Raw genomic sequence first — 25,649 nt, forward strand, 5'->3', positions numbered from 1 at the left:
TAAACGCTACTTAAGAAGGAAGGGTATCTGTGTGTGACTCACACACCACTCCGGCAGGTATTACCGCAAATCGCCTGACGTTCGGGACGTTATGGCAACTGAAGCAGCCAGTTCGACCGAGGTATCGACGGCGGAGGGCGCGTGGAAGGGCGGCGTCCTCGCCGGGATCGCCGGCGGCGTCGTGATGGGCGCGATGCTGTCCGTGATGATGGCGCCGGTCCTGGAGATGGCCATCCCGTCGCTGTACGGGATCGCGGGGCCGGCCGGCGCCGTGGGGTGGGTCATCCACGTCAGCCACGGCGCGGTGCTCGGGGTCGCCTTCGCGGCGATCCTGCAGACGAAACCGGGGGTCGGGGGCTCGATCGGCAAGAGCGCCGGCGCCGGCGCCGCGTACGGCGTCGGCATCTGGGTCGTGCTCGCCGCCATCGTGATGCCGGTCTGGCTGGGCACGGTCGGCTTCGGCGGCGCACCATCCGTGCCGAACTTCAACCCCATGAGCCTGGTCGCCCACGTGGTCTACGGCGTCGTCCTCGGGGCGGTATTCCCGCTGGTCGCCGACCTGTAATGGACGTATAAAACGCGCAGCCGCGACTCCTTACTCCATCAGCTCGACGAGCAGCGCCTTCTGGGCGTGGAGCCGGTTCTCGGCCTGCTGCCACGCGATCGCGCGGTCCGATTCCAGCACGTCGTTCGTGATCTCCTCGCCGCGGTGGGCGGGGAGACAGTGCATCACCTTCGCGTCGGTGCCGCCCAGCAGGTCCTCGTTGAGCTGGAACCCCTCGAAGGCGGCGAGCTTCTCCTCGCGTTGCTCCTCCTGGCCCATCGAGATCCAGACGTCGGTGTACACCACGTCGGCGCCGGCGACGGCAGCCTCGGGGTCGGTCGTCACGTCGGGGTCGGCGCCGAAGTCGGCGGCGCGCTCGAAGACGGACTCGTCCATCGCGTACTCGGGCGGCGTCGCCACGGTCACGTCGATGCCGGCCATCGCGGCGCCGACGACGAACGACTGGCCGACGTTGTTGCCGTCGCCGACCCAGGCGACTTCGACGTCGTCGCAGTCGAAGCGCTCGTGGATCGTCAGCAGGTCCGCGAGCGTCTGACAGGGGTGCGCGTCGTCGGTGAGCCCGTTGATAACGGGACAGTCGGCGTACTCCGCGATGACTTCGAGGTCTTCGTGGTCGAAGAGGCGGGCCATGAGCCCGTCGACGTAGTTCCCGAGCACGCGTGCGGTGTCCCGAAGCGGTTCGCCGTGGCCCAGCTGGAGGTCGTCCGGGCCGAGGAACATCGCGTGGCCGCCGAGGTCGGTCATGCCCGTCTCGAAGGAGGCGCGGGTCCGGGTGGACGGCTTCTCGAAGATCATCCCGAGCGTCTGGTCGGGCAGTCGGGCCTCCTCGTCCCCGCTTCGGATGGCGACCGCGCGGTCGAGCACGTGGTCGAGTTCGGCCGGGGTCAGGTCGTCGATCTCGAGGAAGTCGTCCGTCTGCAACATTGGTTCGGGATGGGTAGTGTGGCTCATTCGGCAGTTGATGCGTCGGTGGCGTCGTCCGCGTTGGATGATTCGGCGTCGTTCGTCTCGGTCAGGTCCGCACAGACCGCCGTCAGTACCTCGACCGCGCGGTCGAGGTCGGCGAGCGGGAGGCGCTCGTCGGGCGCGTGATCGAGGTCGGAGTCGCCCGGGCCGTAGGTGACCATCGGGCAGTCCCAGACTTCGGCGTAGAGGTTCATGTCGCTGGTGCCCGTCTTCCGCAGGAGCCGGACGTCGCCGCCGGCGCCGCGGATGGCGACGCGGAACGCGCGCGCCAGCTCCGTCCGGGGGCTCTCCATCACCGGCGGGATGGGCTCGTCCCAGTGGACGCTGCCCGTCGCCAGCTCCGCCTCAGCCAGCTCGTGGACCTCGCCGACGGTGCGCGTCGGCGGGACGCGGAGCTGGACGTCGACGGTCGCCTCGACGGCGAGGCCGTCCTCGGAGAGCCCGCCGTCGAAGTCGACGGGCTTGGTCGTCACCTGCTCGAAGACGGGCGTCTCCTCGGCCGGCGTGAACGTCTCCTCGACGCCGGCCCACCAGTCGATAGCGTGCTGGATCGCGTTCGGCTCCGGCCGCGAGGAGTGGCCCGACTCGCTGGTGTTGACGTACGTGCCCGCGAGGAACCCGCGGTAGCCCAGCGTGATGCCGCTCCAGCCCGAGGGCTCGCCGTTGACGACGAACTCGGGTGCCTCGCGGTCCTCGATCAGGTGGCGCGCGCCGCGGGAGTCGGTTTCCTCGCCGACGACGCCGACGAAGGAGACGCCGGTCTCGACGGCGGCGACCGCCATCGCGACGAGCGGCCCGGTGGCGTCGACGGAGCCGCGGCCCCAGAGGACCGGCCCCGATTCGGGATACTGCTCGTCGTCGCCGTCGGTCACTTCGACCGGGATGTCGCCGGGGACGGTGTCGACGTGCGAGGTGAGCAGGACGGTGTCGTCCGCGGGCGCCCGCACGTTGCCGACCTCGTCGATCCAGGCCTCCCGACCGTTCGCGCGGAAGAAGTCGCGGAGGCGCTCGGCGGCCTTCGCCTCCTCGCCGGAGGGCGAGGGGATCGAGACGAGGTCGAAGAGCAGCTTGCGCGCTGGCGTGTCGCAGGCCGCGGGCCGGGCGGATTCGACGGTGACGTCGCTGGCGACGTCGTTCTCGCCGTCGCCTGCAACCGCGTCGTCGCTGGCTGCGTCGCCGGCGACGTTGTCGTCGCCGTCGGCCGCGCCGTCACCGTCCGCCATCACGACAGCACCTCGACAAAGGCGTCGACGAACGCGTCGGCGTGCTCCTGCTCGATGATCAGCGGCGGGAGCAGGCGCACGACGGTCCGCCCCGCGGGCAGCGCGAGCACCTGCTCGGAAACCGCGAGGTCCCGGAGCACGCGGTTCGCCCCGCGTTTCACCTCGACGCCGATCATCAGCCCCTCGCCGCGCACCTCGCGCACGGGGAGGTCGTGATCCTCGACGGCCTCGGTGAGCGAGTCCTGCAGATACTCGCCGACCTCCGCGGCGTGGGCCGGGAGGTCCTCCTCGACGACGGCGTCGAGCGTCGCGTTCGCGGCGGCACAGACGACGGGGCCGCCGGAGAACGTCGAGCCGTGGTCGCCGGGGTCGGCCGCGATCCAGTCGGCACACAGCGTCGCGCCCATCGGGAGGCCGTTGGCGACCCCCTTCGCCGTCGTGAGGATGTCGGGCGTGACGCCGGCCTGCTCGCAGGCCCAGAGCGTGCCCGTGCGGCCGAGGCCGGTCTGGATCTCGTCGAAGACGAGCGCGGCGTCCTCCTCGTCGGTGATCTCGCGGGCGTCCTCGAGGTAGGCGACGTCGGCGGGGTGGATCCCGCCCTCGCCCTGCACCGGTTCGAGGAACACGGCGGCGGTGTCGTCGTCGACGACCTCGGCGAGCTCCTCGCTGTCGCCGTACTCGACGAACTCGACGCCGCTGGCCAGCGGTTCGAAGGGTGCCTTGTACTTCTGCTTCCAGGTGAGCGCGAGCGCGCCCATCGTCCGGCCGTGGAACGCGCGCTTGGTCGCGACGATCTTCGTGGAGTCCGTCGCGGAGCGCGCGAACTTCATCGCGGCCTCGTTGGCCTCGGTGCCGGAGTTACAGAGCCAGACGTTGTCGACGTCGCCGGGTGCGAGGTGCGCGAGCTTCTCGTAGGTCTCCGTCCGCACGTCGGTCGGATAGGAGGCCTGGACGTAGGTGAGCTCGGCCGCCTGCGCCTGGATCGCCTCGGTCACGTCCGGATGGTCGTGCCCCAGCGGCGTGCAGGCGTAGCTGGCGCCGAAATCGAGATACTCGGTCCCGTCGTCGCTGGTGAGGGTCGCGCCCTCGCCCGATTCGATCGTGATCGGTTTCTCGGAAAAGACGAAGCCGGACATTCAGATATCCTCCGCTGATTCGGCAGTCACTGCACTCGCTTCGACGTGAGTGCCCGCGTCGCCGAGCGCGTTCACGACCGGGTCGCGGACGTTGGCGTCGCTGACGACAACCCTCGGGGAGCCCTCGGCAAGCGCCTCCTCGGCTGCCATGACCTTCTTGCCCATGAACCCCTCCGCGGCGTCTTCGAGCGCGTCGAGGTCGTCGGGCGTCGTCACGGATTCGATGAGCGTCTCGGGGTCGTCGGGGTCGGCGTAGACGCCGGTCACGTCCGTCAGCAGGACGAGTTCGGCGTCGATCGCACCGGCGATCGCGGCCGCAGCGCGGTCCGCGTCCGTGTTGACCGGCGTCACGTCACCCTCCTCCTCCTCGCCCAGCATCGGCGGGGAGACGACGGGGACGTGGCCGGCCGACAGGAGCGTTGCCAGCAGGTCGGCGTTGACCGACTCGATCGAGCCGGAGTGCTCGCCGCGCTTGATCTTCTTCTTCCCGTCCTCGCGGACGCGGATGGCGGACTTGCGCGGCCCCGAGATGAGGCCGCCGTCGACGCCGGAAAGGCCGACCGCGTCGACGCCGACCGCCTGGAGGTCCGCGACGAGTTCGGTGTTGAGCTTCCCGGCCATCACCATCTCGAAGACCTCCATCGTCTCCGCGTCGGTGTAGCGGCCGGTGACGCCCGACGGCGTCTCGACGTACTGCGGCTCCTTGCCCAGCGCCTCGAGCGTCTCGTCGACGGCGGTCGACCCGCCGTGGACGACGACGACCTCGCGCCCGTTCGCGACGAGGTGCGCGACGTCGTCGATGGCGCCCGCCGGGTCGACGGCCATCGCGCCGCCGACCTTCACGACGACCGGAGGCTCCTCTTCGTCCTGGCTCCCGCCGTCGAGCGCGACGACCTCGTCGTCGGCGGTGACGAAGACGTGGTTCGCGTCGCCGGAAGCGTCGTCGTTGCCGACGAGTTTGTCGTGGCCCGTCATGGCGACCCCACGGGGTGGAGGCCCTGAAAGTCGAGCCCGGCGGTCTCGGGGAGCCCCAGCGCGACGTTCGCGCCGTGGACGGCCTGCCCGGCCGAGCCCTTCATCATGTTGTCGATGGCCGAGAACGTGACGATGCGCTTGTTGCTCGCGTCGAGCTCGAAGCCGACCTCGGCGCCGTTGGTCCCCGCGACCGCCTTCGGTTCGGGGTAGCGGTAGACGCCGCCCCCGCCCGCGACGAGCTCGACGAACGGCTCGTCCTCGTACGCCTCGCGGTAGGCCGACCAGAGGTCGCCGGTCGAGACGGGCTCGTCCGGGAAGACGTGGCTCGTCGCCGAGGCGCCACGGACCATGTCGACCGCGTGCGCCGTGAACGACACGTCGAGGCCGAGGAACTGTTCGATCTCGGCCTCGTGGCGGTGCCCGGTCGGCGCGTACGGGCGCACGACGCCCGAGCGCTCGGGGTGGGAGGAGGCCTCGCCGCCGCCGGCGCCCCCCTCCGAGGACCCAACTTTCACGTCGACGACGACGTCGTCGGCGGGGGTACCCGAGAGGATGCCGGCGTCGACGAGGGGTTTGAGTCCCAGGATCGACGCCGTGGCGTTACAGCCGCCGGAGGCGATGAGGTCGGCGCCGGGCAGCTGCTCGCGCGTGAGTTCGGGGAGCGCGTAGACCGCTTCGTCGAGGTACTCGGGCGCGTCGTGGCCGTCGTACCATTCCTCGTACTGCTCGGCCGTGTTCAGCCGGAAGTCGGCCGAGAGGTCGACGACCGTGTCCGCGGCCTCTTTGAACCGATCGATCTGGCCCATCGAGACGCCGTGGGGCGTCGCGGCGAACAGGACGTCGACGGACTCGAGCTCCTCGGGCGAGGAGAAGCGCAGGTCCAGGTCGCGCAGGTTCGGGTGGACGGAGCCGACCGTCTTGTTCGCGGCCGAGCGCGAGGTTGCTTGCGCGACCTCGAAGTTGGGGTGCCCGGCCAGCAGGCGGAGTAGCTCGCCGCCGGTGAAGCCGGTGCCGCCGACGACGCCCGCGGTGAGCGTTTCGCCGGCGTCGCCGTCTGCGGACGCGGCGTCCGCGTCGGTGCCCGTGCTCATGTCGACGGGGTCGCTTCAGCGGTGTCGTTTCCCGTACCACTCTCCGTCGCGTCGTCGGCATCCTCGTCGGCGTCGGTGGTCCCCTCGTCGGCGTCGGCCGTGTCGCCGGCCGCCGTCTCGACTTTCGTCTCCAGCCAGTCGACCACGGCTGCCGGGACGTCGACGTCGACGGCATCGTTCAGGGCCTTGAACTCGACCGTGTGGTTCACTTCGTGGACGGTGTACTCGCCCGACTTGGCGCCGCCGAGCTCCATCAGGTCGATGCCGAGGAGCCCGCCGCCGACGGCGGCGGACGCGCGTTCGACGAGGTCGAGCGCCGTCTCGTCGAGCTCGAAGCCCTTCGCCTCGGCGCCCTTCGCCGCGTTCGTCAGCCAGTGTTCGGACGAGCGCGTCATCGCGGCGATGGGCTCGCCGTCGATGGCGACGACGCGGATGTCGCGGCCCGGCTTGTCGACGAACTCCTGGACGTAGAACACCTTGTGCTCGTAGTGGCCCAGCGTCGCCTTGTGCTCGAGGATGGCCTCGGCGGCCGCGCGGCCTTCGACCTTCGCCATCAGGCGGCCCCAGGAGCCGACGACCGGCTTGAGCACGCAGGGGTAGCCGAACTCCTCGATCGCTTCGAGCGCGGAGTCGGTCGTGAACGCGACCTTCGTGTCGGGCGTCGGGACGCCGGCCTCCGCGAGCGCGAGCGAGTTCTTCGCCTTGTCCGCGCAGACGTCGGCGACGTCGGGATCGTTGACGACGGGAACGCCGTAGCTCTCGAAGAACCGCGTCGCGTACAGCGAGCGGCTCGTCGCGAGACAGCGGTCGACGACGAGGTCGACGTCCTCGACGTCCGCGCTCGTGGAGTCGAGCGAGAACTGCTCCTTCCGGACGTCGATCTTCTCGACCTCGTGGCCGCGGTCGCGCAGCTCGGCGAGGAGCAGCTTCTCGTCCTTCCGGATCCGGGAGTAGAGGAGGCCGACTTTCATCTTACTCCCCCCAGTCCTCTTCGAGCTCCGGAGCTCGATCGAGGACCGGCGGGGAGACGTCGACGACTTCCAGTTCGGCGCCACAGGTGCCACAGTCGATGATCTCTCCGACTTCGAGGTCGTCGTGCAGGGAGACGTCGCCCCCGCACTCCACGCATTCTGCTTCGGTCATTGTCGTACCTCACGATACCAGGGATAAACACATAAGGGTTACGAACTTACCAAATAGTTTACAATAACTACAGTCCACGCTAACGGTGCGAGGCTGGCGAAAACGGGTCACGCGAAATCGGTCCGATTCCGAGAATGTGTGTCCCCTTACGGGGACGGCGGCGGCGCGAGCGGCGCCGGGCTCGGTCGCCCGGGTCGCGCCCGCGCCGGCCGTCGTGGGACCCCCGGGACTCGCGGTCGTCGCGGAGGTCGGCCACCTCGCTGTCCTCGCTGCCGTCGCACTCGGCGGGCGGCGTCGTCGCCGGCAACGGTACTCCCCTCAGACATAGCTGGCCACCTCCTCGTCGAGCGTTTCGAAGGCCTCCGAGAGCGCGTCGCGGCGCGCTTCGATCGTGTCGGCGTCCGCCGCCACGTCGGTTTCCGCGTCCGCGAGCTCCGCGACGACCGCCTCGGGGGCGGGGCCGCCGGCGGAGTCGCGACTCGCCACGCTGGCAGCGGGATCGAGCGCGGCCTCGACGTCGGCGCGGCTCACGTGCGTGAACAGGGACTCCCCCAGCACGTCCTGTGCGGCCTCGTCAAGTTTTGCGGCAGCACTGTCCGGGTCGTCGCCGTCCTCGATGTTTTCGGCACCGGCGGCGACGATCTCGTGGGCCGTCCGGAACGGCAGGCCCGCCATCGCGAGCAGGTCGGCGACGCCCGTCGCCGTCGAGAAGCCCTCGCCCGCGGCCGTCGCCAGCGCGGGCTCGTCCCAGTCGGCGGTCGAGACCGCGCCGCCGGCGACGTCCGTCGCGTCGGCGACGACGCCCGCGATGTCGAAGACGCCGGGGTGGACGCGCTGGAGGTCGCGGTTGTACGCGCGCGGGAGCCCCTTCAGGGCCGTCAGCACGCTCGTCAGCTCGCCGACCGCGTCGCCGGCGACGCCGCGAGTCAGCTCCAGTGTGTCCGGGTTCTTCTTCTGGGGCATGATCGAGGAGGTCGACGCGTAGTCGTCGTCGAGCTCGAGGAAGCCCTTGTTCGCGAAGATGACCAGGTCCTCCGCGAGCCCGGACAGCGTCGTCGACAGCGCCGCGTACGCCGCCGCGGCCTCGGCGAGGAAGTCCCGCGCGGAGGCCGCGTCCATCGAGTTCCGGACCGTGTCGTCGAACCCGAGCAGCTCCGCGGTGCGCTCGCGGTCGACGTCGAACGGCGTGCCCGCGAAAGCTGCGCCGCCGAGCGGCGACCGGTTCGTCCGCTCGAACGCGTCGAGCAGCCGACCGGTGTCGCGGGCGACGGCGGCCTCGTAGGAGAGCAGGTAGTGCGCCAGCGTCGTGGGCTGGGCGGGCTGGAGGTGCGTGTAGCCGGGCATCACCGTCTCCGTGTGGTCGCTCGCGGTCGCCACGAGCGCCTCGCGGAGCGCGACGGTCGCCTCGGCGACGTCCAGCAGGTCCTCGCGCACGCGGTAGCGGATGCAGGTCGCCACCTCGTCGTTGCGCGAGCGCGCGGTGTGCATCTTCCCGCCGTCGGCGCCGACGCGGTCGATGACGGCCGTCTCGATCGCCTCGTGAACGTCCTCGCCGTCGGGCAGCGCGTCGTGGCCGGCGGCCTCGACGTCGTCGAGCGCCGCGAGGATCTCGCCGGCCGTGTCGTCGTCGACGATCCCCTGTTCCGCGAGCATGACCACGTGCGCGCGGTCGACGTCGAGGTCGGCCGCGAAGATGGCCGCGTCGGCCGCGAGGCTCGAGAGGAACTCGCGGGCGGGGCCGCCGCTGAAGCGGTCGCGGCGGACGGCCGTCTCGCTGGGGGAGTCGTCGCTCATTCGTTACTCGTTGGTTTCGTCGTTGCCGTCGTTGCTGCCGTTACCGCCGTCGGTGGCGAGCTCGGGCTTCGTGACACCCTCCTTCACGTTGTTCGCGAGGCGCTCCTGGAGGCCGTGGTACTTCGCGACGCCCGTGGCGTCCTCCTGGGAGATGCCGGCGACGTCCTCCGTGTTGAACGAGGCCATCTCCTCGGAGTACACTGCGTACTCGGAGTCGCGGGCGACCGCGCGGCAGCTCCCGGCCTGGACCTTCACGGTCGCGGTGCCGGTGACGACGTCCTGCGTCTCGTCGACGTAGGCTTCGAGCGCGTCGACGACGGGCGCGAAGACGAGGCCCTTGTAGGCCATCTCCGACCACTCCTGCTCGATGCCCTCCTTCGAGGAGCGCTCGCCCTTCGTGAGTACGAGGTCCTCGAGCGCCTTGTGGGCCGTGAGCAGCACCGTCGCGGCCGGGTGCTCGTAGTTCTCGCGCACCTTCAGCCCGAGCATGCGGTCCTCCATCACGTCCGTGCGCCCGACGCCGTACTTGCCGGCGTACTCGTTGAGGTACTGGATGAGCTCGACGGGGGCCATCGCCTCGCCGTCGACGGCGACGGGGACGCCCGCCTCGAACTCGACCTGGATGGTCGTCTCGCCCTCGGGCTCGGCGGTCCACTCGTAGATGTCCTCCGGCGGCACGTAGCTCGGGTCCTCCAGCTCGCCGCCCTCGACCGCGCGCGACCAGATGTTGGTGTCGATCGACCAGACGCCCCCGTCGCCGGCCTCGACGGGCAGGTCGCGCTCGTCGGCGTACTCGATCTCCCACTCGCGCGTGAGGCCGAGCTCGCGGACGGGTGCGATGACCTCGAGGTCGGAGTCGCGCCAGACCGTCTCGAACCGGAGCTGGTCGTTGCCCTTGCCGGTGCAGCCGTGCGCGACGGCGTCACAGTCCTGTTCCTTCGCGACTTCGAGGATCGCCTCCGCGATGACGGGGCGCGCGAGCGCCGTCCCGAGGGGATAGCCCTGGTAGGTCGCGTTCGCTTTCACCGCGTCGAAACAGAGGTCCGCGAACTCCTCTTTCGCGTCGACGACGTAGTGCTCGAGCCCGAGCGCCTCCGCGGTCTCCTCGGCCTCCTCGAACTCCGATTCCGGCTGGCCGACGTCGACCGTGACGCCGACGACCTCGTCGTGCCCGTACTCCTCCTTGAGGAGCGGGACGCAAACCGTCGTATCCAGTCCACCGCTAAACGCGAGTGCCACGCGTGTCATTACTGAGTGCTGGGGACCTCTACCCCTTAAATTCAGCGGTATAAGGATTGCAAGAAAAGTGCGGGCGCACGGCTAACCGAACGCAAAACTAGTAGCTATCGGGTACAACAGCGCGAACGCGACGAGGGAAGTGAAGATTATTGGCCACAAGGGGCCGGTCGTCGCGTCGCGCCGGGGGCCGGTCGTCGGCCCGCCGGTCGCGACGCTCGTCGCGGTCGCGGCGCTCGTCGGCCTCGGAAGAGCGTGAGGTCGTGACGAGCGTCCGCGCTCATTACGAATACGTAGCGAGGGTCGGATATTAAAGACTTGTGCGATGGCAAGTCCTGCTTTTGCGTGGTGATCGTTGTCGATAGTCGCGGTGTCTATCGTTGCTGGCGAGGTCACCCTAGTTGGCCCGGAACTGGTCGTTGTCCTTCGTTTCTATCCCTCCGGCTGATTAGCGATCGTCGATGGCGACACCACTCGGCATACCCGGAAAGCCCCAGCCGCTGAGCGCTCGCGCTGCTCGCTGCGCTCCGCACCCGGCTCGCTCACTGCGTTCGCTCGCCGGGTTGCGGTGCTTACTTCGCAGGGCGTCCCGCTCAGCGGCTGCCCCTTTCAGTCCCGCCCGGGAGTGGTGGCCGGGCGTCGTGCGCGGCGGCTGGCGAGCTGTCGCGGCGCGTATTGCGGTGGCGCGCGCGAGCAACGCGTGCGAGGGAGGCCGGCGCCGAGGCGGTGCGGTTCCGGCGCCGGCCGAGGCTGGGGAGGACTGAGGCTTGCGGTAGCTGGGCGGTGCTGTCGCGGTCGGGGTTGCTGTGGGGTGCGGTCCTGGTGGACTGAAAGGGCGACGGCCGCTCGCGCCGGCGGGGAGTCGCTGAGCCGACCCCTATCTGAACCGGGCGGTGCTGAGAGGTTCAGATATGTCGCTCAGCGACCGCGAGCGGTCGAGGGCTTTCTGGGCGTTTGCGGTGCTGTCAAGAGCAAGACCATATCACCTATTTAAACCAATTAATAAAGAGCGGTCGAGGGCTCTCCGGCCGTTTACGATGCTATCAAGCGCGGTAGCGTCTGCAAGTTTAAATATCGCTTATAAGCAGGAACAGCCGAGGCCTCTCCGACTCAGTCCGTCAATTCCCCATACTCATACCCCCTCTTCAAAAACGCCGCCGACTTGTTATTGCTCGAATTCGGTCAGCTCGGGCCTGACGTCCTCGTCGACCTCGGCGTGAACCTCCCGGTAGGTGTCCCGGTAGCGCCAGATCTTCCGGAGGAGGATGAGCCCGAACAGCCCGTCGAACAGGAGCACGTAGACGAGGAACGACGTTAGCGATCCCAACCCCGTGACGACCCCTATCAGGCCGGACCCGATGCCGACCGTCGAGTTGTACGTCGCGTGGATTAGCGCGGCGATGAGGATCCCCTTGATGACGATGGGCCCGCGCTCGCCGGGGTTGAACTTCGCGAGGCCGAGGTAGTACCCCGCGAACGCCGAGTAGATGACGTGGCCCGGGCCCGCGAGCGCGCGCAGTGCCGTGATCCCCTCGCCGGCGGCGATGAGCGCGAAGCCGAGGCCGAGCTCCGCGGCGTCGACCTGCTGGGAGATGTACAGCGCGTTCTCGATGGTCGCGAACCCGAGGCCGGCGACCGCGCCGTACACCGCGCCGTCGATGACGGCGTTGAAGCGCCGGTCCGTGTACGCGTACAGCCTGACGGCGAGCAGCTTTACCGACTCCTCGACGGGGCCGACGATGAGGAAGAAGAAGGCCAGCGTGCCGAGCGTCGACGCGGGGAACGCCCCGCGCAGGACCGAGTTGATGATGGCCGCGAACGTCGCGGTCAGGATCGACAGCAGGAACGTCGCGACCAGCAGCGGCAGCGGCTCCGACGTCTCGACGTCCGAGTGCCAGACGTAGCCGGTAAGCGCCAGCGCCGGGATCGCCGAGAGGACGGTCAGCGTGCCGATCGCGGGGTCCGAGATCGTGCTGAGGAGACCGAGCGAAAGCAGGATGAGGAACGCGAGCGCGACGACGAACACCTTCGCCCCGCGCGTGAGCAGCCAGTAGATCCAGACCGAGACCTTGTCCAGGAGCGTCCGGGGGTCCCAGGTGGCGACGTCGTAGAGGTCCCGGTCGCCGTCCGAAGCGGTCTCGATCGGATCGCTCCGTGAGGTCATGTGCTTCGAACGGTCGGCTGCCCCCATCATAGTTGGGGCGGTTCAGGCCGGCGGCGAGTGACCGCCGTGGCGTGCGGGCCGCCCCGGACCGCGGACCTTCAAATGGCCGCCCCGCGTAGGACGTTCCGTATGCAGGGACAGGTGCAGGCATGAACGTCCGGGTACGTGGCATCTACGCGACGGCGCTGACGGCGCTGTTCCGTGACGCCGGCGAGACGGTCGTCGACGCGACGCCGCCGATCCGGGACCGCTTCCCGGACGACGACGGCGTCCGCGCCGGCGGCGCCCACGAGGTCGCCATCGAGACGACCGAGGACAGGCAGGGCATCGGCCTGCGGGGCGACCCCGAGGCCGTCGCCGACGCACGCGACCGCCTCGCGGACGTCGGTATCGACACGTTCGCCTGGGACGATCCGGCCCCGGCGGGGGCCGTCTTCGACGGCGAGGTCACCGAGACGCTCGGGGGCGGCGCCGTCGTCCGGCTGGCCGAATCGGCCGACGGGGCCGTCGAGGGCTACCTCCCCTACGGCAACGCCGACGGCGACGTCCACGTGGGCGACGAGCTGCGCGTGCAGGTCCGCGAGCCGGCGGCGACGTGGGGGTCACACCGACCCGAACTCGACACGGAGATCCACGCGACGGGCACGGTCGCGACGCTCGTCCCCGGCGAGGGGACCCGCGTCGAGGCGCGCGACCAGGCCGCGGGCCGCGAGCTCGCGGGCATGGCCGAGCTGCTCGGGCTCGAACCACCCGAGGGCTGGGGGATCGTCTGGCACGAGACCGCTGTCGACGCCGACATGGACACCCTCGACGACGCGCTCTCCGAGCTGGTCGCCCGGGCGGAGCGGATCGAATCGGTGCTGGACGACCCGGTCGACGCCCCGCGGGAGCGGGTCGCGCCGCTCGCGGGCGCCTGGCTCTGGTTCGGTCGCGAGTCCCGGTTCGCGCTCGACGATCGGCGGCGGCAGGCGGCGACGACCATCCCGGGCCATCACCGGATCAAGGCCGGCTCGGGGGCAGCCAGCGCCGGCGTCGACCTCGCCGAGGCGCTGTGTGATCCCGAGCCGGAGGCCGAGTTCCCCTTCGGTGTCGTGACGGACCAGTTCGGGCCGCACGAGGGCGACGGGGTCCGCATCGTCCACGGGAAGCCGGACGGGCGCGTCATCGTGCTCGGGGAGGGCTCCGTCCACGATCTCGACGCCGACGGCTCGCTGGAGGTCGTCAGGGAGATGACCCCCGGCGGCACGTACGACGAGCTCGAGGCCCGGCGCGAGGCCGGCGACACGGCGCACACGAAGTTCCTGGAGGGGCGCTGGTGGTACCCGACGACCTACCGCGACGCGGAGGAGACGGTGAAGGGGACTTACGTCAACATCTGCACGCCGGTCGAGGTGTTCCCGGACGCGGTCCGCTACGTCGACCTCCACGTCGACGTGGTCAAGCACGCGGACGGCACCGTCGAGCGCGTCGACGACGACCTCCTCGACGAGGCGGTCGCCGCCGGCGACGTCTCCGAGGCGCTCGCCGACAAGGCTCGCAGCGTCGCAAGCGCCCTCGAGAACGCGATCTGAGGCGCTTCCCTAACTGTTTGGGATGGGTGGATAAGGGGCTTCGCCGGTAAGCCCCCATTGTACACCGTGGATGACCATGGTTTCGAGGAACCGATCCGCATTCTGCTCGTCGAGGACAACCCCGGGGACGTCCGACTCGTTCGGGAGTCGTTCGACCAGGTGTCCGCGGAGACGAGTATCCGGGCCGTGACCGACGGCGCGGACGCGCTCGACACCCTCCGGGACCGGCAGTCGGCCGAGGTGGACTTGCCGGATCTCGTGCTCCTGGATCTGAACCTCCCGCGCGTGGACGGCTTTTCCGTGCTCGAGGAGATCGAGACCGACCCCGAGCTCGCCAGGATCCCCTGCATCATCCTCACGGGGTCGAGAGCACGGGAGGACATCCGCAAAAGCTACGAGCTGGCCGCGAACACGTACCTGACCAAGCCGAGCGACCCCGACGAGTTCGCCGCCATGGCCAGCAGTATCGAGCAGTTCTGGTTCCGGCACGCCGTCCTGCCGCCGGCGTAAGCGCCGGCTTCGATTTCTCGGACCGCCGACGTGCCTGCGCGACGGCGATATTTAAAAGTGATTCGCGGATTCGGTCTCGTGCTGGAGGTCGCCGCCGCGGCCGCCCTCGACGGTCGAGGAGCCCTGGTCGCCCGTCGACGGTACCTTGACGTGAACGTCCTCGACCTCGTCGAAGTCCATGATCAGGTCGCGCTGGATGTTGCTCGCAGTCACGTCCGAGATCCCGCAGCCGGAGCAGGTGCCGCCGAGCTCGACGACGACCTCGCCCGTCTCGGGATCGGCCTCGCGCACGACGCTGGTTCCGCCGTGCATCTGGATGATCGGCATCTGTCCGACCATCCACGTCTCGATCCGCTCCGCCAGACTCTCCTCGCTCATTGGCGGGTCTTCGGGCCGCACCCATGGGAACCTTGCGGTTCAGCGACCCTCGCGTAACCGGTCGTGGCTACGTTTCGTCGTCACCGCTGTGGAGGCGCCGCCGCCACGCCCAGCCGGCGATCCCCAGCACCCCGGCGCCGACGCCGAAGCCGGGCGCCGAATCCTCAACGGTGGCGGTGTCCGTCGGTGTCGACGGCGGCGAGGGAGTCTCGGTCGGCGTCGCTGTCGGCGTCGCCGTCTCCGTGCCGGACGGCGTCGACGTCCCATCCACGGCGGCCGCCATCGGGGGCCTGTCCGGCTGCTCGCCCGCGCGGTCAGGGAAGACGAACAGCCCGGGCTCCGCGCGGGCGCTGGTGCTCGACGCGACGAAGAACTCGCCCGGGACGCCGACCTGGGCGGTCCAGAAGCTCCGGGTCGCGGGGTCGCGCCACGCGGCGAGCTCCGTGGGCGCCGTCGGGTCCGACACGTCGTAGAGCTTCACGCCCGCCTCGTACCACGACGTGTACAGCCGGTCCCCGTGGAACTCGAAGTTGTGCGAGGTCGTCCACACGCCCGAGATGGTCGGCGCGGGCGACTCGGTCGGCGCGATCGTCGCCAGTAATTCCGGCGCCGCGGGGTCGGAGACGTCGTACAGCTCGATGCCGCCGGGGCCGCCCTGCAGGTCGCCGTCGGCCTCGACCGCCCAGGACTCCTTGTTGACCGCCAGCAGGGTGCCGTCGTCGTTCGGCGCGGCGTAGTGGTGGTTGCCCGGCGGCGTCGTCTGTTCGCTGCGGGTCTCGTCGCTGGAGAGGCCGGCGAGGTCCGCCGGCTCGTAGGGCTCGATCGCCCCGAGGTGCGTCGGGTTGGCGGGATCGGAGACGTCCACCAGGTGCGTCCCGGCGTCCCAGTAGGCGAGGTACGCGACGCCGTCGACGACGGTGACGTCGTGGACGACGCGGAGTATCGAGTGGACGTCGCGCCAGGCCGCGTCGTGGTCGACGACGGACCAGCGGCCGACGACCTCCCCGGCCGCGAAGTCGACCATGACCAGCGGATTGCGGTCGCCGTCGTTGCCGGTGAGGTACGCGATCCCGTCGGCGAGGTCGCCGTTGTGGATCGGGAACGGCGTCTCCGCGACGCCCGTTCGTTTGGGCGCCGCCGGGTCGCTCACGTCGAACCGGACCGCGGCGTTGACACTGCTCGAGCCGTGGGCGGGGCCGGCGACGAGCAAGTCCGTGCCGTCGAGCGCGACGTCGTACACCTTCTCCAGCGGACCGCTCTCCCGATCCGCGAGCAGGTCGGTCTCCCGCGTCAGCAGCGTCGGATCCGCGGGGTCGGTGACGTCGACCGTCGCGAAGCCGTCACCCGCGGCGATGAAGACCGTCCGGCCGTCCGTCACCGCCTCGTAGGCGGCCTCGAGGTCGAGCGAGCCCAGCGGTTCGTACGGGTCCGCCGTGGACGCGTCGCTTGCGGTGCCGGAAACAGTCCCGAATCCGTCGTCAGCGCCGAGCGCGCCCGCGCCCAGCGCGCCGGCCCCGAGCGCGGCCGCCCGGAGCACGCGCCGTCGTCGCATACCGAATCCTACCGCCACGGACGTATCAGGGTTGCCCCGCGTCGACCACTTATAAAGGCGTTATGCGCGCTCGCCGGTGCCGCCGGAGATGGCGCTGGCCAGCGCGCCCTCGACGACGACCTCGTCGCCGAGGTCCGTGGTCCGGACCTCCGGAACGTTCCCGAACGACAGCGCCTCGACCCGCTCGCGGATCGGGTCGACGACGAGTTCCGGGTTCTTCAGCGCGACCGCGCCGCCGATGGTGATGACGAGCGGGGCGTACGCCTGGACCAGCGTCGCGACGCCCTGGGCGTTCCAGCGCGCGAGTCGGTCGACGACGTGGTCGGCGAAGGCGTCCTCGCCCGCGTGCGCGAACACGTCCGCGGCGCTGAAGGAATCGGCCTCGACCGGGACCGCGGTGTCGGCCCATTCAGTCCCCTCGTCGTCCCGATTGCGTTCGTACAGGGCCCGGGCGTAGCGCGGGATGTTGTCCCCGGAGCAGTACGCCTCCCAGTGGCCGTCGCGGCCGCACCCGCAGGTCATCTCGCCGGCCGGGTCGAGGGGGACGTGGCCGACCTCGCCGGCGTTGCCGTCCCAGCCAGCGAGGACGTGCCCGTCGACGGCGATGCCGGCGCCGATGCCCGAGGAGATCGTGAGGTACACCATGTCGTCGGGGTTGCGCTCGGCGTGGAACCGCTCGCCGATGACGCCCGCGTCGGCGTCGTTGTGGAGGTACACCTCGTCGGTGTCGAGCAGCTCCCCGAGCGGCCCGGTCAGCGGGATCCGCCCGATGGCGTCCGGGAAGTTCGCCGGATTGTCGACGGCGCCGGCGGCGAGGTCCAGCGGGCCGATCGAGGCGACCCCCGCGGCCTCGACGGTCGTCGGGTCGACCCCGGCCGCGGCGCACGCCTCGCGGACGGCGTCCAGGAGCGCCTCCGTGACGGCGACGCCGCTCGGTCCCTTCGGCGTCGCCACCTTCGCGGACCCGTGGATCGTCGCCGTCTCGTCGCCGACGACGGCGCGGATGTTGGTTGCGCCGACGTCGACACCGACGTACATCATTACTCGGATCCGGGTAGTCGTTCTACTTAATATACCCCTTTCGAACGGCGCGTCGCGTCGACCCGCTGCCGGGGCCGCAACGGTCGTGCCACGACGACCGGGAGAACTTAGACGGCGGCGGCGCATTCGGTGGATATGACGGATCTGGACCTCTCGGGACGGGTCGCGCTCGTGACGGGGAGCGCGAAGGGACTCGGCGCGTCGCTCGCGTTAGCCTGCGCGGAGGCGGGCGCCAGGGTCGCCGTCCACTACTACTCCAGCGACGCCGAGGCTGCCGCGACCGCCCAGGAGGCGCGCGAGCGCGGCGCACCCGACGCGATCGCCGTCCAGGGTGACGTCACCGACCCGGACGCGGTCGACGCGCTCTTCGACGAGATCGAGGCCGAGCTCGGCGCGGTCGACGTCCTCGTCAACAACGTCGGCGACTTCGCCCCGCAGCACTGGGAGGCGATCGACTTCGGCACCTGGACCCGGGTCCTCGAGACGAACCTGAACGGGACCTACCTCTGCACGAAGCGCGCGCTCCCCGCGATGCGCGAGGCGGAATGGGGTCGCGTCGTCAACGTCGGCTACGCCGGCAGCGAGAAGGCGCTCACGCACCCGAAGAACCTCCCCTACTTCATCGCCAAGACCGGCGTCATCATGTTCACGCGCGCGGTCGCCGCCGACACGACCGACGACGGGGTCACCGTCAACGCCGTCTCGCCGTACGTCGTCGAGTCCAGCGACGAGTTCCCGGACGAGGCCCCGCGCGGGCGGTGGGCCAAGTTCGACGACGTCCGCAACGCGATGACGTTCTTCCTGACCGACGAGGCCGGCTACGTCTCCGGCGAGAACCTCGAGATCGACGGCGGCTGGCTCCCCGAGCGATTATAGGCGTGATTATTGGTGGGTTAGCTCGTCGGCGCTGGTGTTACCACGCAGAACGCCGCGAAAGCCCTTTCTGAGCGATCGCATTTATAAGCGAAGTTGGTCACCGTCGTTGGCGACGCCACTCGGCACACCCAGAAAGCCCCAGCCGCTGAGCGCTCGCGCTGCTCGCTGCGCTCCGCACCCGGCTCGCTCACTGCGTTCGCTCGCCGGGCTGTGGTGCTTACGTCGCAGGGCATCCCGCTCAGCGGCTGCCCCTTTCAGTCCCGCCCGGGAGTGGCGGCCAAGCGTCGCTCGCGGCGGTTTGTTGGCTGGCATCGTTCGCCGGCTTTCCGGCGCGCGGTGCGGGTGCGGTGGCGCGCGCGAGCAACGCGTGCGAGGGAGGGCCGAGGCTTGCGGTAGCTGTGCGGTCGCGGTCGTGGTCCTGGCGGACTGAAAGGGCGCGGCCGGTCGCGGCGAAGCGGAGTCGCTCCGACGACCCCTATCCGGACCGGGCGGTGCTGAGAGGTCCGGATATGTCGCGGAGCGACCGCGAGCGGCCGAGGGCTTTCTGGGTGTTTGCGGTGCTGTCAAGAGCAAGACCGTATCACCTGTCCAAACCTGCTTAAAAAGAGCGTCCGAGGGCTTTCCAGCAATTGCTATCTCTCAAGAGTCCGCATCACGAAGCCAGCCATATTTAAAAAGCAACCACCGGAAAACGCCTTGCTCCAGCTACAGATCGGCGCGTTCGAAGACCTCCATCCCGACGTACACCGGGACGATGAACCACAGCAGCAGCAGGACGACGACGAACGGGTCGGTGAAGTAGAAGGGGAGCTGTTCGCCGAGCGCCTTCTGGGCGGCCGGGTCCGGGAAGAGGAAGAAGCCGAACAGCTGCTGGCGGGCGGCCAGCTGCGACGGCGCGATCAGCGAGTCGACGAGCGTCTTGTACGCGGCGATGGGGTTGAGCAGCTTCAGGAAGAGCTCGACGAGGTAGCGGCCCTGCGTCGAGACGCCGGCGTACGTCTCCAGCGAGGAGGCGATCCGGCCGGTCGCCGGCCCCCAGAAGACGGAGCCGGCCATAAACACGCCGACGGAGCCGACCATGGCCTGCCGGTCGGAGTCGGCCGCGGCGGAGATGCCGAGCGAGAGGCCGACGAAGACGACCCCGAGGATGACGGTCAGCAGCGCGAAGGCCCCGAACCGCCAGATGGCGGCGATGGGCGTCGCCGGCAGGAGGACGATGCCGGCGATGAGGAAGCCGAACGCGATGGGCAGCGCCACGACCGCGCTCCGGCCGAGGAGCTTCCCGACGACGACGTCCGCCCGCGAGTGCGGCAGCGCGAGCAGCAGCTTGAGGGTGCCGCTCTCCTGCTCACGCGTGATCGACGCGTACGTCACGACGATGGCGATGATCGGAACCAGCACCGCGGTCCCGGACTTCATGAAGCGGATGAACAGCACCATGATCTGGGTCGCGCCCTGCCGCTCGCCGAGCCCGACGCCGAGCGAGAACCGGATCAGGGCCGGGAGCGCGAAGGCGACGACGAACAGCGCCGACAGCGCCAGCAGCCACTGCGAGCGGATCGCGTCGCGGAAGTCCTTCCGCGCGACGGCGACGAGGCTCATTCGGCCACCTCCGTGGATCCCGCGGCCGCAGCCTCACCCGATTCGGCCCCGGTGTCGTCTTCGGGGGCTGCGCCTTCGGTGTAGGCTAAGAAGAGGTCCTCCAGCGACGTCTCCTCCGTCTGGAAGTCCTTCACCGTCACGCCCTGCTCCTCGAGCGTCGAGATGACGTCCGTCTTCGCGCCGCTCTCGCAGGTCACGGACACCGTGCCGCCGTCCGTCGCGGCCGCGCTGACGCCCTCGAGCCCACGGACGGCCTCCAGCTGGTCGTCGCTGGCGGCGTCGACGGTGATCCGGAGCGACTCCTCGCCACCGACGGCCTCGCGGAGCCCCTCGATGGAGTCCTCCGCGACGAGATGGCCGTCCCGAAGGATGCCGACGCGGTCACAGACGGCCTCGACCTGGCCGAGGACGTGCGAGGAGAAGAAGACGGTCGCGCCGCGCTCGGCCTCCTCGCGAACGATCTCGCGCATCTCCTTTGCGCCGGCGGGGTCGAGTCCGGAGGAGGGCTCGTCGAGGATGAGGAGCTGGGGCTGGCCGACGAGCGCCATCGCGAGCGCGAGGCGCTGCTCCATCCCCTTCGAGTAGCCGCCCGCCTTGCGGTCGGCGTCGTCGGTGAGCCCGACGCGCTCGAGGATGGGATCGGGTTCGACGTCGAGCTCCTTCGACTCGATCGCGAACTCGACGTGCTCGCGGCCCGTGAGGCGGTCGTAGACGGAGAAGCCCTCGGGGAGCACGCCCGTGCGGCGGCGGATGGCGACGCTTTCCGCCTGCGCGTCGCGACCGAGCACGTGGACGTCGCCGCTCGTCGGGCGGACGAAGTCGAGCAGGACGTTGATCGTCGTCGACTTCCCGGCCCCGTTCGGCCCGAGGAAGCCGTAGATCTCCCCCTCCTCGACGGTGAGGTCGAGTTCCTCGACGGCGGTCACGTCCTCGTACCGCTTCGTGACGCCGGCTAGTTCGATGGCGGACATGTGCGCCCCTTTCCCGCGGCCTCTGATAAAGGGTTGTGGGATTTCCCGGGCCTGCGAGCGGCACCCCCGTGAGCGCGCGACGCCCGCGGCGGCTCACTCCGCCGGTGACTCACTCCTCGGGCGGCCACTCGATCCCGTGGTCCGCCAGGATCTCGGCGAACTCGGCCTCCTCGATCTGCGGGACGTCGTTGGAACGGGCGTCCTCGCGCTTGCTCGTGCCCGGGTCCTCGCCGACGACGAGGTAGTCCGTGTTGCTCGAGACGCTGCTCGTCGCGTTCGCGCCGTGGCGCTCGACGAGCTCCTGGGCCTCGCTCCGCGGGACCGACAGCGCACCCGTGAAGACGAAGGTGAGCCCCTCGAGCTCCTCGCCGGTCTCGGCCTCGACCGACTGCGGATCGACGCCGAGTTCCCGGAGTTCCTCGATGGTCTCGCGGTTGCGTTCGTGGCTGAGGAAGTCGTGGATCTCCTCGGCGACGGTTGTGCCGATGTCCTCGACGGTCTCGAACTCGTCGACGTCCGCGTCGAGCAGGCTGTCGAGGTCGCCGAAGTGGGTCGCGAGGTTGCGGGCGGTCGCGGGGCCGACCTCCGGGATGCCAAGCGCCGCGAGGAACTCGTCGAGCGGCGGGTGCTTGCTGGCCTCCAGTTCCGCGATCAGGTTCTCGGCGCTGGTCTCGCCCCATCCCTCCAGCTCGGCCAGCTCGTCTTTCTCGAGGCGATAGAGGTCCGGCAGCGACTGGACGAGCCCGGCCTCGCGCAGCTGCTCGACCGTCTCCGGGCCCAGTCCCTCGACGTCGAGCGCGTCCCGGCGGGCCCAGTGCTCGACGGCGCGCTCCAGCTGGGCCTCACAGCCGAGCCCGCCGGTACAGAACGCCATCGGCCCGTCGCGCCGGACCTCGGAGCCACAGACTGGGCACTCGTCGGGGAAGTCGAAGGACCCCTCGCTGTGCTTCTCGACGACCTCGGGGATGTACGGGATGACGTCGCCCGCCCGGTAGACCCGCACTTCGTCCCCGACGTCGACGCCGAGCTGTTCGATCTCCTGGGGGTTGTGCAGCGTCGCGCGCGACACCGTGACGCCGCTGACCTCGACGGGGTCGAGCATCGCGACGGGGGTGAGCCGCCCCGTACGCCCGACCTGGACGACGACGTCCTCGACCGTCGTCGTCTCCGTGCGCGGCGGGAACTTGTAGGCGTACGCCCACCGGTACGAGCGCGAGGTCGACCCGAGCTCCGCGCAGGCGTCGTGGTCGTTCACCTTGATCACGGTGCCGTCGATCTCGTAGTTGAGGTCGTCGCGGACGCGCTGCATCCGGTCGCGGTAGTCGATCGCGCCGTCGACGTCGTCGACGTGCTCGACGCGGTCGTTGTGCCGGAGCCCGAGGTCCTCGAACGTCTCGAAGTCCTCCCAGTGCGTTTCGGGGCGTTCCGGGCCGTCCTCGCCCGCCTCCCACTCCAGCACGTCGAAGAAGAAGACGTTGAGCGGGCGCTCGGCGACGACGTCCGGATCGAGCTGGCGGAGGGTCCCGGCGGCCGCGTTGCGCGGGTTCGCGAACGGCTCCTCGCCGCGCTCCTGGATCTCCTCGTTGTACTCGCTGAAGGCGTCCAGCGGCATGTACACCTCGCCGCGCACGGCGAGGTACTCGGGCACGTCGCCGCGGAGCTGCTGGGGGAGCGCGCGGATCGTCCGGACCTGCTCGGTGACGTCGTCGCCCTCCTGGCCGTCCCCGCGCGTCGCGGCGCGGACGTAGTTGCCGTCCTCGTAGATGACCTCGATGGAGAGCCCGTCGAACTTGGGCTCGCAGGCGTAGCCGATCTCGTCGGCGTCGAAGCCGGCGTCCCGCAGCTCGCGCCGGACCCGGTCGTCGAAGTCGCGGACGTCCTCGGGGTCGGTCGTCGCGTCGATGGAGAGCATCGGCGCGGTGTGCTCGACCGTCTCGAGGTGCTCGACCGGCTCGCCGCCGACGCGCTGGGTCGGCGAGTCCGCGGTCTGGAGGTCGAAGGCGTCCTCCAGCTCCTGGAGTCGCTCGAACAGCTGGTCGTACTTCGCGTCGGCGATGATCGGGTCCGCCTCGACGTAGTAGCGGTAGTCGTGCTCGCGGACGGCCGCGCGGAGCAGCTCGACCTGCTCCTCGGCGTCCGCCTCCGAGAGCTCCTCGACCGGCTCGAAGTCGGTCGGAGGGTTGACGACGTAGGGGTTCTCCTCGGGGTCGGCGTAGCGAGTTTCGCCAACCTCCGGCTCGGCGTCGGACATGCGTGGACCTGTGCGCGCAACCGCCTAAAAATGGATGGGCGTCGGTACCGAGCGCCGATGGCGACGCCGACCGCCGAGCGTTACTGGATCCGCGCCAGCAACCGCCGTCGCCCGCGCTCCAGCGCGAGCCCGACGCCGAGCAGCAGCAGGCCGGCGGCGATCAGCGCCACCGCCCCGGAGAGCACCTCGGCGACGGTCGAGTGCAGGATCAACAGCACCTGGACGAGGAAGCCAACGGCGACGAGGTTCACCAGCGCACGCGACCCGGAGCCGGCCGCGACGACCACGACCGCGACGAACAGGCCGAGGACGAGCGCGTGCACGAGCAGGAACGCCGCCAGCTCCGGGAACGGCGGCGTGGCCCGGACCACCGCAACGACCGCCGTGGTGACGGCCACGGGTGCGGCGACGGCGAGCGCGTCGAGTCGCATCGCCGCCGCGCGCTGATCGCCGTCCGTGGCTTGTCCTGGGACGTCGACGACGTCGCTGGCAGCCACGGAGACAGCGACGGCGACGGCGACCGCGACGAGGCCGGACGCGACGAGTGTCGGCTCCGCGGTCACCTCGATCCAGCCGTACCGGCCGTCCTGGGCGGCAACGAGCAGTAGCGCGAGGACCGCTACGGCGAGGCCGACGAGCCGGTAGACGCCCGCCAGGCGCTCGCTCCGGTCGCGAACGAGGAGGGCGGCCGCCACGACCACGGCGCCGACGAAGGCGACGGCGAAGGGTCGCGTCGCGACCGTGGCGACGTCGACGACGGCGCCGACGAGAACGACCAGTCCCAGCGCCGCCGTCGGCCGCGACTCGAAGGCGTGGCCCGCCGGGAGGGCGCCGATCCCCCACGCGAGCAGCAGCCACGACGCGTCGACGTCCAGCGCGTGGAGGTCCGCGAGCAGGAACAGCGCCGGCCCGAGGAACGCGGCCGCGAGGAACCAGCAGCCGTGGCCGACTCGCGGCGCGTGACCGACCCGCGGGACGCGGTCACGGGCGAGCGCGAGGCCGACGATTGCGGTGGAAAGCGGCGTCCCGGCGAGCACGGCCGTTCGGGCTGCCGTCGACAGTCGGTCCCAGTTGGCGGCGAGGTAGAGGAGGATGCCGGCCCCGACCAGCACCGCGCCCATCACCGAGAGCGCGACGACGAGCCGGTCCTGGTCGAGGACCGTCGTGGGCGACTCGTCGCCGTCGCTAGGGTGCTCCTGTTCGGGTTCGTACTCTCGGTCGGTCTCGTACGCGCGGATCTCGCCGGCGGTCGCCTCGTCGATGATCTCGGCGTCAACCCAGCGCTCGGTCGCGTCGCGGAGGGCCTCGGGGTCCATGGCCCAGAAAGATCACCACAACAACAAGTGCTTTGCTCCGACCCGCGTCGGCCAGCGCCGCTCGCCGGCTCAGAGCCCGGCGACGTCCTCGATGGCGTCGGTAAGCTCGCGGATGCTCTCGACGGTGTGCTCGCCCATGTGCCCGATCCGGAACGTCTCCTCGCCGATGTCGCCGTAGCCGTTCGAGAACACCATGTCGTACTCCTCCGAGACCTCCTCGATGGTGGCCGCGACGTCGATGCCGCGCGTGTTCTCGATGCAGGTCACCGTCTGGGACTCGTAGCCCGCTTCGGCGTACAGGTCGAAGTGTTCCTCGGCCCACTCGTGGACGTACTCCTGCATCTCGCGGTGGCGCTCGTCGCGGGCGTCGTGGCCCTCATCGAGCATGTGCTTCATCTGCTTGCGGTACGCGAGCATGACCGGGATCGCCGGCGTCGAGTGGGTCTGGCCCTTCCGGTCGTAGTAGTCGAGCGCGCGCTGGAACCCGCCGTACCACGAGGCCTCGTCCTTCTCGAGCTCGCGCTCGTATGCGTCGTCGCTGACGACACAGACCGCGAGCCCCGGCGGCATCGCGAACGCCTTCTGCGTGGACGCGAAGATGGCGTCGATGCCGTGCGCGTCGATGTCGACGTAGTCGCCGCCCAGCGCCGACACCGCGTCGACGACGAAGTAGGTGTCGGGGTACTCGGCGACGACGTCGCCGACTTCCTCGATCGGGTTGCGGACGCCGGTCGAGGACTCGTTCATCACGCACGCGACGACGTCGTAGTGCTTGTCGCTCGACTCGAGCGTCTCGCGAATGTCCTCGGGTTTGACCGCCTCGCCCCAGTCGTACTCCAGCCGGTCGACGTTCTTCCCGAGCCGTTCGGCCACGTTCGCGTGGCGCTCGCTGAAGCTCCCGCAGGTCGGGACGAGGATGTTCTCGTCGACGAGGTTGAGGGTCGTGGCCTCCCAGAACTCCGTCCCGGACGCGGTGAGGATCATCAACTCGTTGTCCGTGCCGAGGAACTCCTTCGTGTCCTCGACGATGGTCGTGTAGAGGTCGGTCATGCGGTCCATCCGGTGGCCGAACATCGGCTGGGCCATCTCCTCGATCACGTCGTCGCGGACCTCGGTCGGGCCGGGGATGTACAGCGTCTTCTCGGGATAGTCGCCGGTGTACTCGCTCTTTTCGGTCATGAGAACTCCTGTTGATGGATACCCGGTACTCCGGAGCCATGGTGCTTGCGGTAGCTACCAAAGTCGCGACCGGGTGGGTCGACTGGAACCGTCGACGTCGGGGGACCGC

22 protein-coding genes are annotated in these 25,649 nt (G+C 69.9%); 4 read left to right on the forward strand and 18 right to left on the reverse strand.

Going from position 1 to position 25,649, the window contains the following annotated elements:
- Positions 1–91: 91 nt before the first annotated feature.
- Positions 92–565, forward strand: a complete 474-nt coding sequence (locus tag ACQE3M_RS03610; RefSeq protein ID WP_430504110.1) for a DUF6789 family protein — start codon at positions 92–94, stop codon at positions 563–565.
- A gap of 30 nt (positions 566–595) precedes the next feature.
- On the opposite strand, the gene argF is transcribed toward ACQE3M_RS03610, so the two are convergent.
- From argF to ACQE3M_RS03660, 10 genes are all read right to left on the reverse strand, one after another.
- A complete protein-coding gene (argF, locus tag ACQE3M_RS03615) occupies positions 596–1,489 on the reverse strand; it encodes an ornithine carbamoyltransferase (protein ID WP_430504687.1) in 894 nt (297 codons plus the stop codon).
- A 23-nt stretch (positions 1,490–1,512) separates the two neighbouring features.
- On the reverse strand, positions 1,513–2,754 hold the full coding sequence (locus tag ACQE3M_RS03620; protein ID WP_430504111.1) for a [LysW]-lysine hydrolase: 1,242 nt from the start codon (positions 2,752–2,754) through the stop codon (positions 1,513–1,515).
- Positions 2,754–3,890, reverse strand: coding sequence for an aspartate aminotransferase family protein (locus ACQE3M_RS03625; RefSeq protein ID WP_430504112.1), 1,137 nt, complete (start codon positions 3,888–3,890; stop codon positions 2,754–2,756). Before ACQE3M_RS03625 ends, ACQE3M_RS03620 begins: the two co-directional genes overlap by 1 nt.
- Positions 3,891–4,865, reverse strand: a complete 975-nt coding sequence (locus ACQE3M_RS03630) for an acetylglutamate/acetylaminoadipate kinase (protein WP_430504113.1) — start codon at positions 4,863–4,865, stop codon at positions 3,891–3,893.
- The gene (argC, locus tag ACQE3M_RS03635; protein ID WP_430504114.1) at positions 4,862–5,956 is read right to left on the reverse strand and encodes an N-acetyl-gamma-glutamyl-phosphate reductase; all 1,095 of its coding nucleotides are present in this window, start codon (positions 5,954–5,956) and stop codon (positions 4,862–4,864) included. Before argC ends, ACQE3M_RS03630 begins: the two co-directional genes overlap by 4 nt.
- A complete protein-coding gene (gene lysX, locus ACQE3M_RS03640; RefSeq protein WP_430504115.1) occupies positions 5,953–6,927 on the reverse strand; it encodes a lysine biosynthesis protein LysX in 975 nt (324 codons plus the stop codon). The genes argC and lysX overlap by 4 nt, the downstream gene beginning before the upstream one ends.
- Before the next feature lies 1 nt (position 6,928).
- Positions 6,929–7,099 carry a lysine biosynthesis protein LysW gene (gene lysW / locus ACQE3M_RS03645; protein ID WP_430504116.1) on the reverse strand — a complete coding sequence of 57 codons (171 nt, stop codon included), beginning with the start codon at positions 7,097–7,099 and terminating at the stop codon, positions 6,929–6,931.
- 318 nt (positions 7,100–7,417) lie between these two features.
- Positions 7,418–8,893 carry an argininosuccinate lyase gene (gene argH / locus ACQE3M_RS03650; protein WP_430504117.1) on the reverse strand — a complete coding sequence of 492 codons (1,476 nt, stop codon included), beginning with the start codon at positions 8,891–8,893 and terminating at the stop codon, positions 7,418–7,420.
- Between the two features lie 3 nt (positions 8,894–8,896).
- Positions 8,897–10,141 (reverse strand): argininosuccinate synthase, encoded by a 1,245-nt coding sequence (locus ACQE3M_RS03655; protein WP_430504118.1) that lies wholly within the window; start codon positions 10,139–10,141, stop codon positions 8,897–8,899.
- A 1,153-nt stretch (positions 10,142–11,294) separates the two neighbouring features.
- Positions 11,295–12,293, reverse strand: coding sequence for a PrsW family intramembrane metalloprotease (locus tag ACQE3M_RS03660; RefSeq protein WP_430504119.1), 999 nt, complete (start codon positions 12,291–12,293; stop codon positions 11,295–11,297).
- 149 nt (positions 12,294–12,442) lie between these two features.
- Between ACQE3M_RS03660 and ACQE3M_RS03665 the strand changes: the two genes are divergently transcribed.
- Positions 12,443–13,864, forward strand: coding sequence for a ribonuclease FAU-1 family protein (locus ACQE3M_RS03665; protein WP_430504120.1), 1,422 nt, complete (start codon positions 12,443–12,445; stop codon positions 13,862–13,864).
- A 66-nt stretch (positions 13,865–13,930) separates the two neighbouring features.
- Entirely contained in the window at positions 13,931–14,374 is a 444-nt protein-coding gene (locus tag ACQE3M_RS03670; RefSeq protein ID WP_430504121.1) for a response regulator, read from the forward strand.
- Between the two features lie 51 nt (positions 14,375–14,425).
- Here the strand turns inward: ACQE3M_RS03670 and ACQE3M_RS03675 are convergent, their stop codons facing one another.
- From ACQE3M_RS03675 to ACQE3M_RS03685, 3 genes are all read right to left on the reverse strand, one after another.
- Positions 14,426–14,752 carry a NifU family protein gene (locus tag ACQE3M_RS03675; protein ID WP_430504122.1) on the reverse strand — a complete coding sequence of 109 codons (327 nt, stop codon included), beginning with the start codon at positions 14,750–14,752 and terminating at the stop codon, positions 14,426–14,428.
- 67 nt (positions 14,753–14,819) lie between these two features.
- Positions 14,820–16,304 carry an LVIVD repeat-containing protein gene (locus ACQE3M_RS03680; protein WP_430504123.1) on the reverse strand — a complete coding sequence of 495 codons (1,485 nt, stop codon included), beginning with the start codon at positions 16,302–16,304 and terminating at the stop codon, positions 14,820–14,822.
- Between the two features lie 60 nt (positions 16,305–16,364).
- Positions 16,365–17,345, reverse strand: a complete 981-nt coding sequence (locus ACQE3M_RS03685; RefSeq protein WP_430504124.1) for an ROK family protein — start codon at positions 17,343–17,345, stop codon at positions 16,365–16,367.
- A gap of 135 nt (positions 17,346–17,480) precedes the next feature.
- Between ACQE3M_RS03685 and ACQE3M_RS03690 the strand changes: the two genes are divergently transcribed.
- Positions 17,481–18,221 carry an SDR family NAD(P)-dependent oxidoreductase gene (locus ACQE3M_RS03690; protein ID WP_430504125.1) on the forward strand — a complete coding sequence of 247 codons (741 nt, stop codon included), beginning with the start codon at positions 17,481–17,483 and terminating at the stop codon, positions 18,219–18,221.
- Between the two features lie 705 nt (positions 18,222–18,926).
- On the opposite strand, the gene ACQE3M_RS03695 is transcribed toward ACQE3M_RS03690, so the two are convergent.
- From ACQE3M_RS03695 to ACQE3M_RS03715, 5 genes are all read right to left on the reverse strand, one after another.
- Positions 18,927–19,823, reverse strand: coding sequence for an ABC transporter permease subunit (locus ACQE3M_RS03695; RefSeq protein WP_430504126.1), 897 nt, complete (start codon positions 19,821–19,823; stop codon positions 18,927–18,929).
- Positions 19,820–20,794, reverse strand: coding sequence for an ABC transporter ATP-binding protein (locus ACQE3M_RS03700; protein WP_430504127.1), 975 nt, complete (start codon positions 20,792–20,794; stop codon positions 19,820–19,822). Before ACQE3M_RS03700 ends, ACQE3M_RS03695 begins: the two co-directional genes overlap by 4 nt.
- 109 nt (positions 20,795–20,903) lie before the next feature.
- Positions 20,904–23,045 (reverse strand): NAD-dependent DNA ligase LigA, encoded by a 2,142-nt coding sequence (gene ligA, locus ACQE3M_RS03705; protein ID WP_430504128.1) that lies wholly within the window; start codon positions 23,043–23,045, stop codon positions 20,904–20,906.
- A gap of 80 nt (positions 23,046–23,125) precedes the next feature.
- Positions 23,126–24,361 (reverse strand): DUF2157 domain-containing protein, encoded by a 1,236-nt coding sequence (locus tag ACQE3M_RS03710; RefSeq protein WP_430504129.1) that lies wholly within the window; start codon positions 24,359–24,361, stop codon positions 23,126–23,128.
- Positions 24,362–24,430: 69 nt separating this feature from the next.
- A complete protein-coding gene (locus ACQE3M_RS03715) occupies positions 24,431–25,540 on the reverse strand; it encodes a pyridoxal-phosphate-dependent aminotransferase family protein (protein ID WP_430504130.1) in 1,110 nt (369 codons plus the stop codon).
- Positions 25,541–25,649 lie beyond the last annotated feature (109 nt).

It is taken from the genome of Halosubterraneus shenae (assembly GCF_050510935.1).
Lineage (GTDB): Archaea > Halobacteriota > Halobacteria > Halobacteriales > Haloferacaceae > JBDGPU01.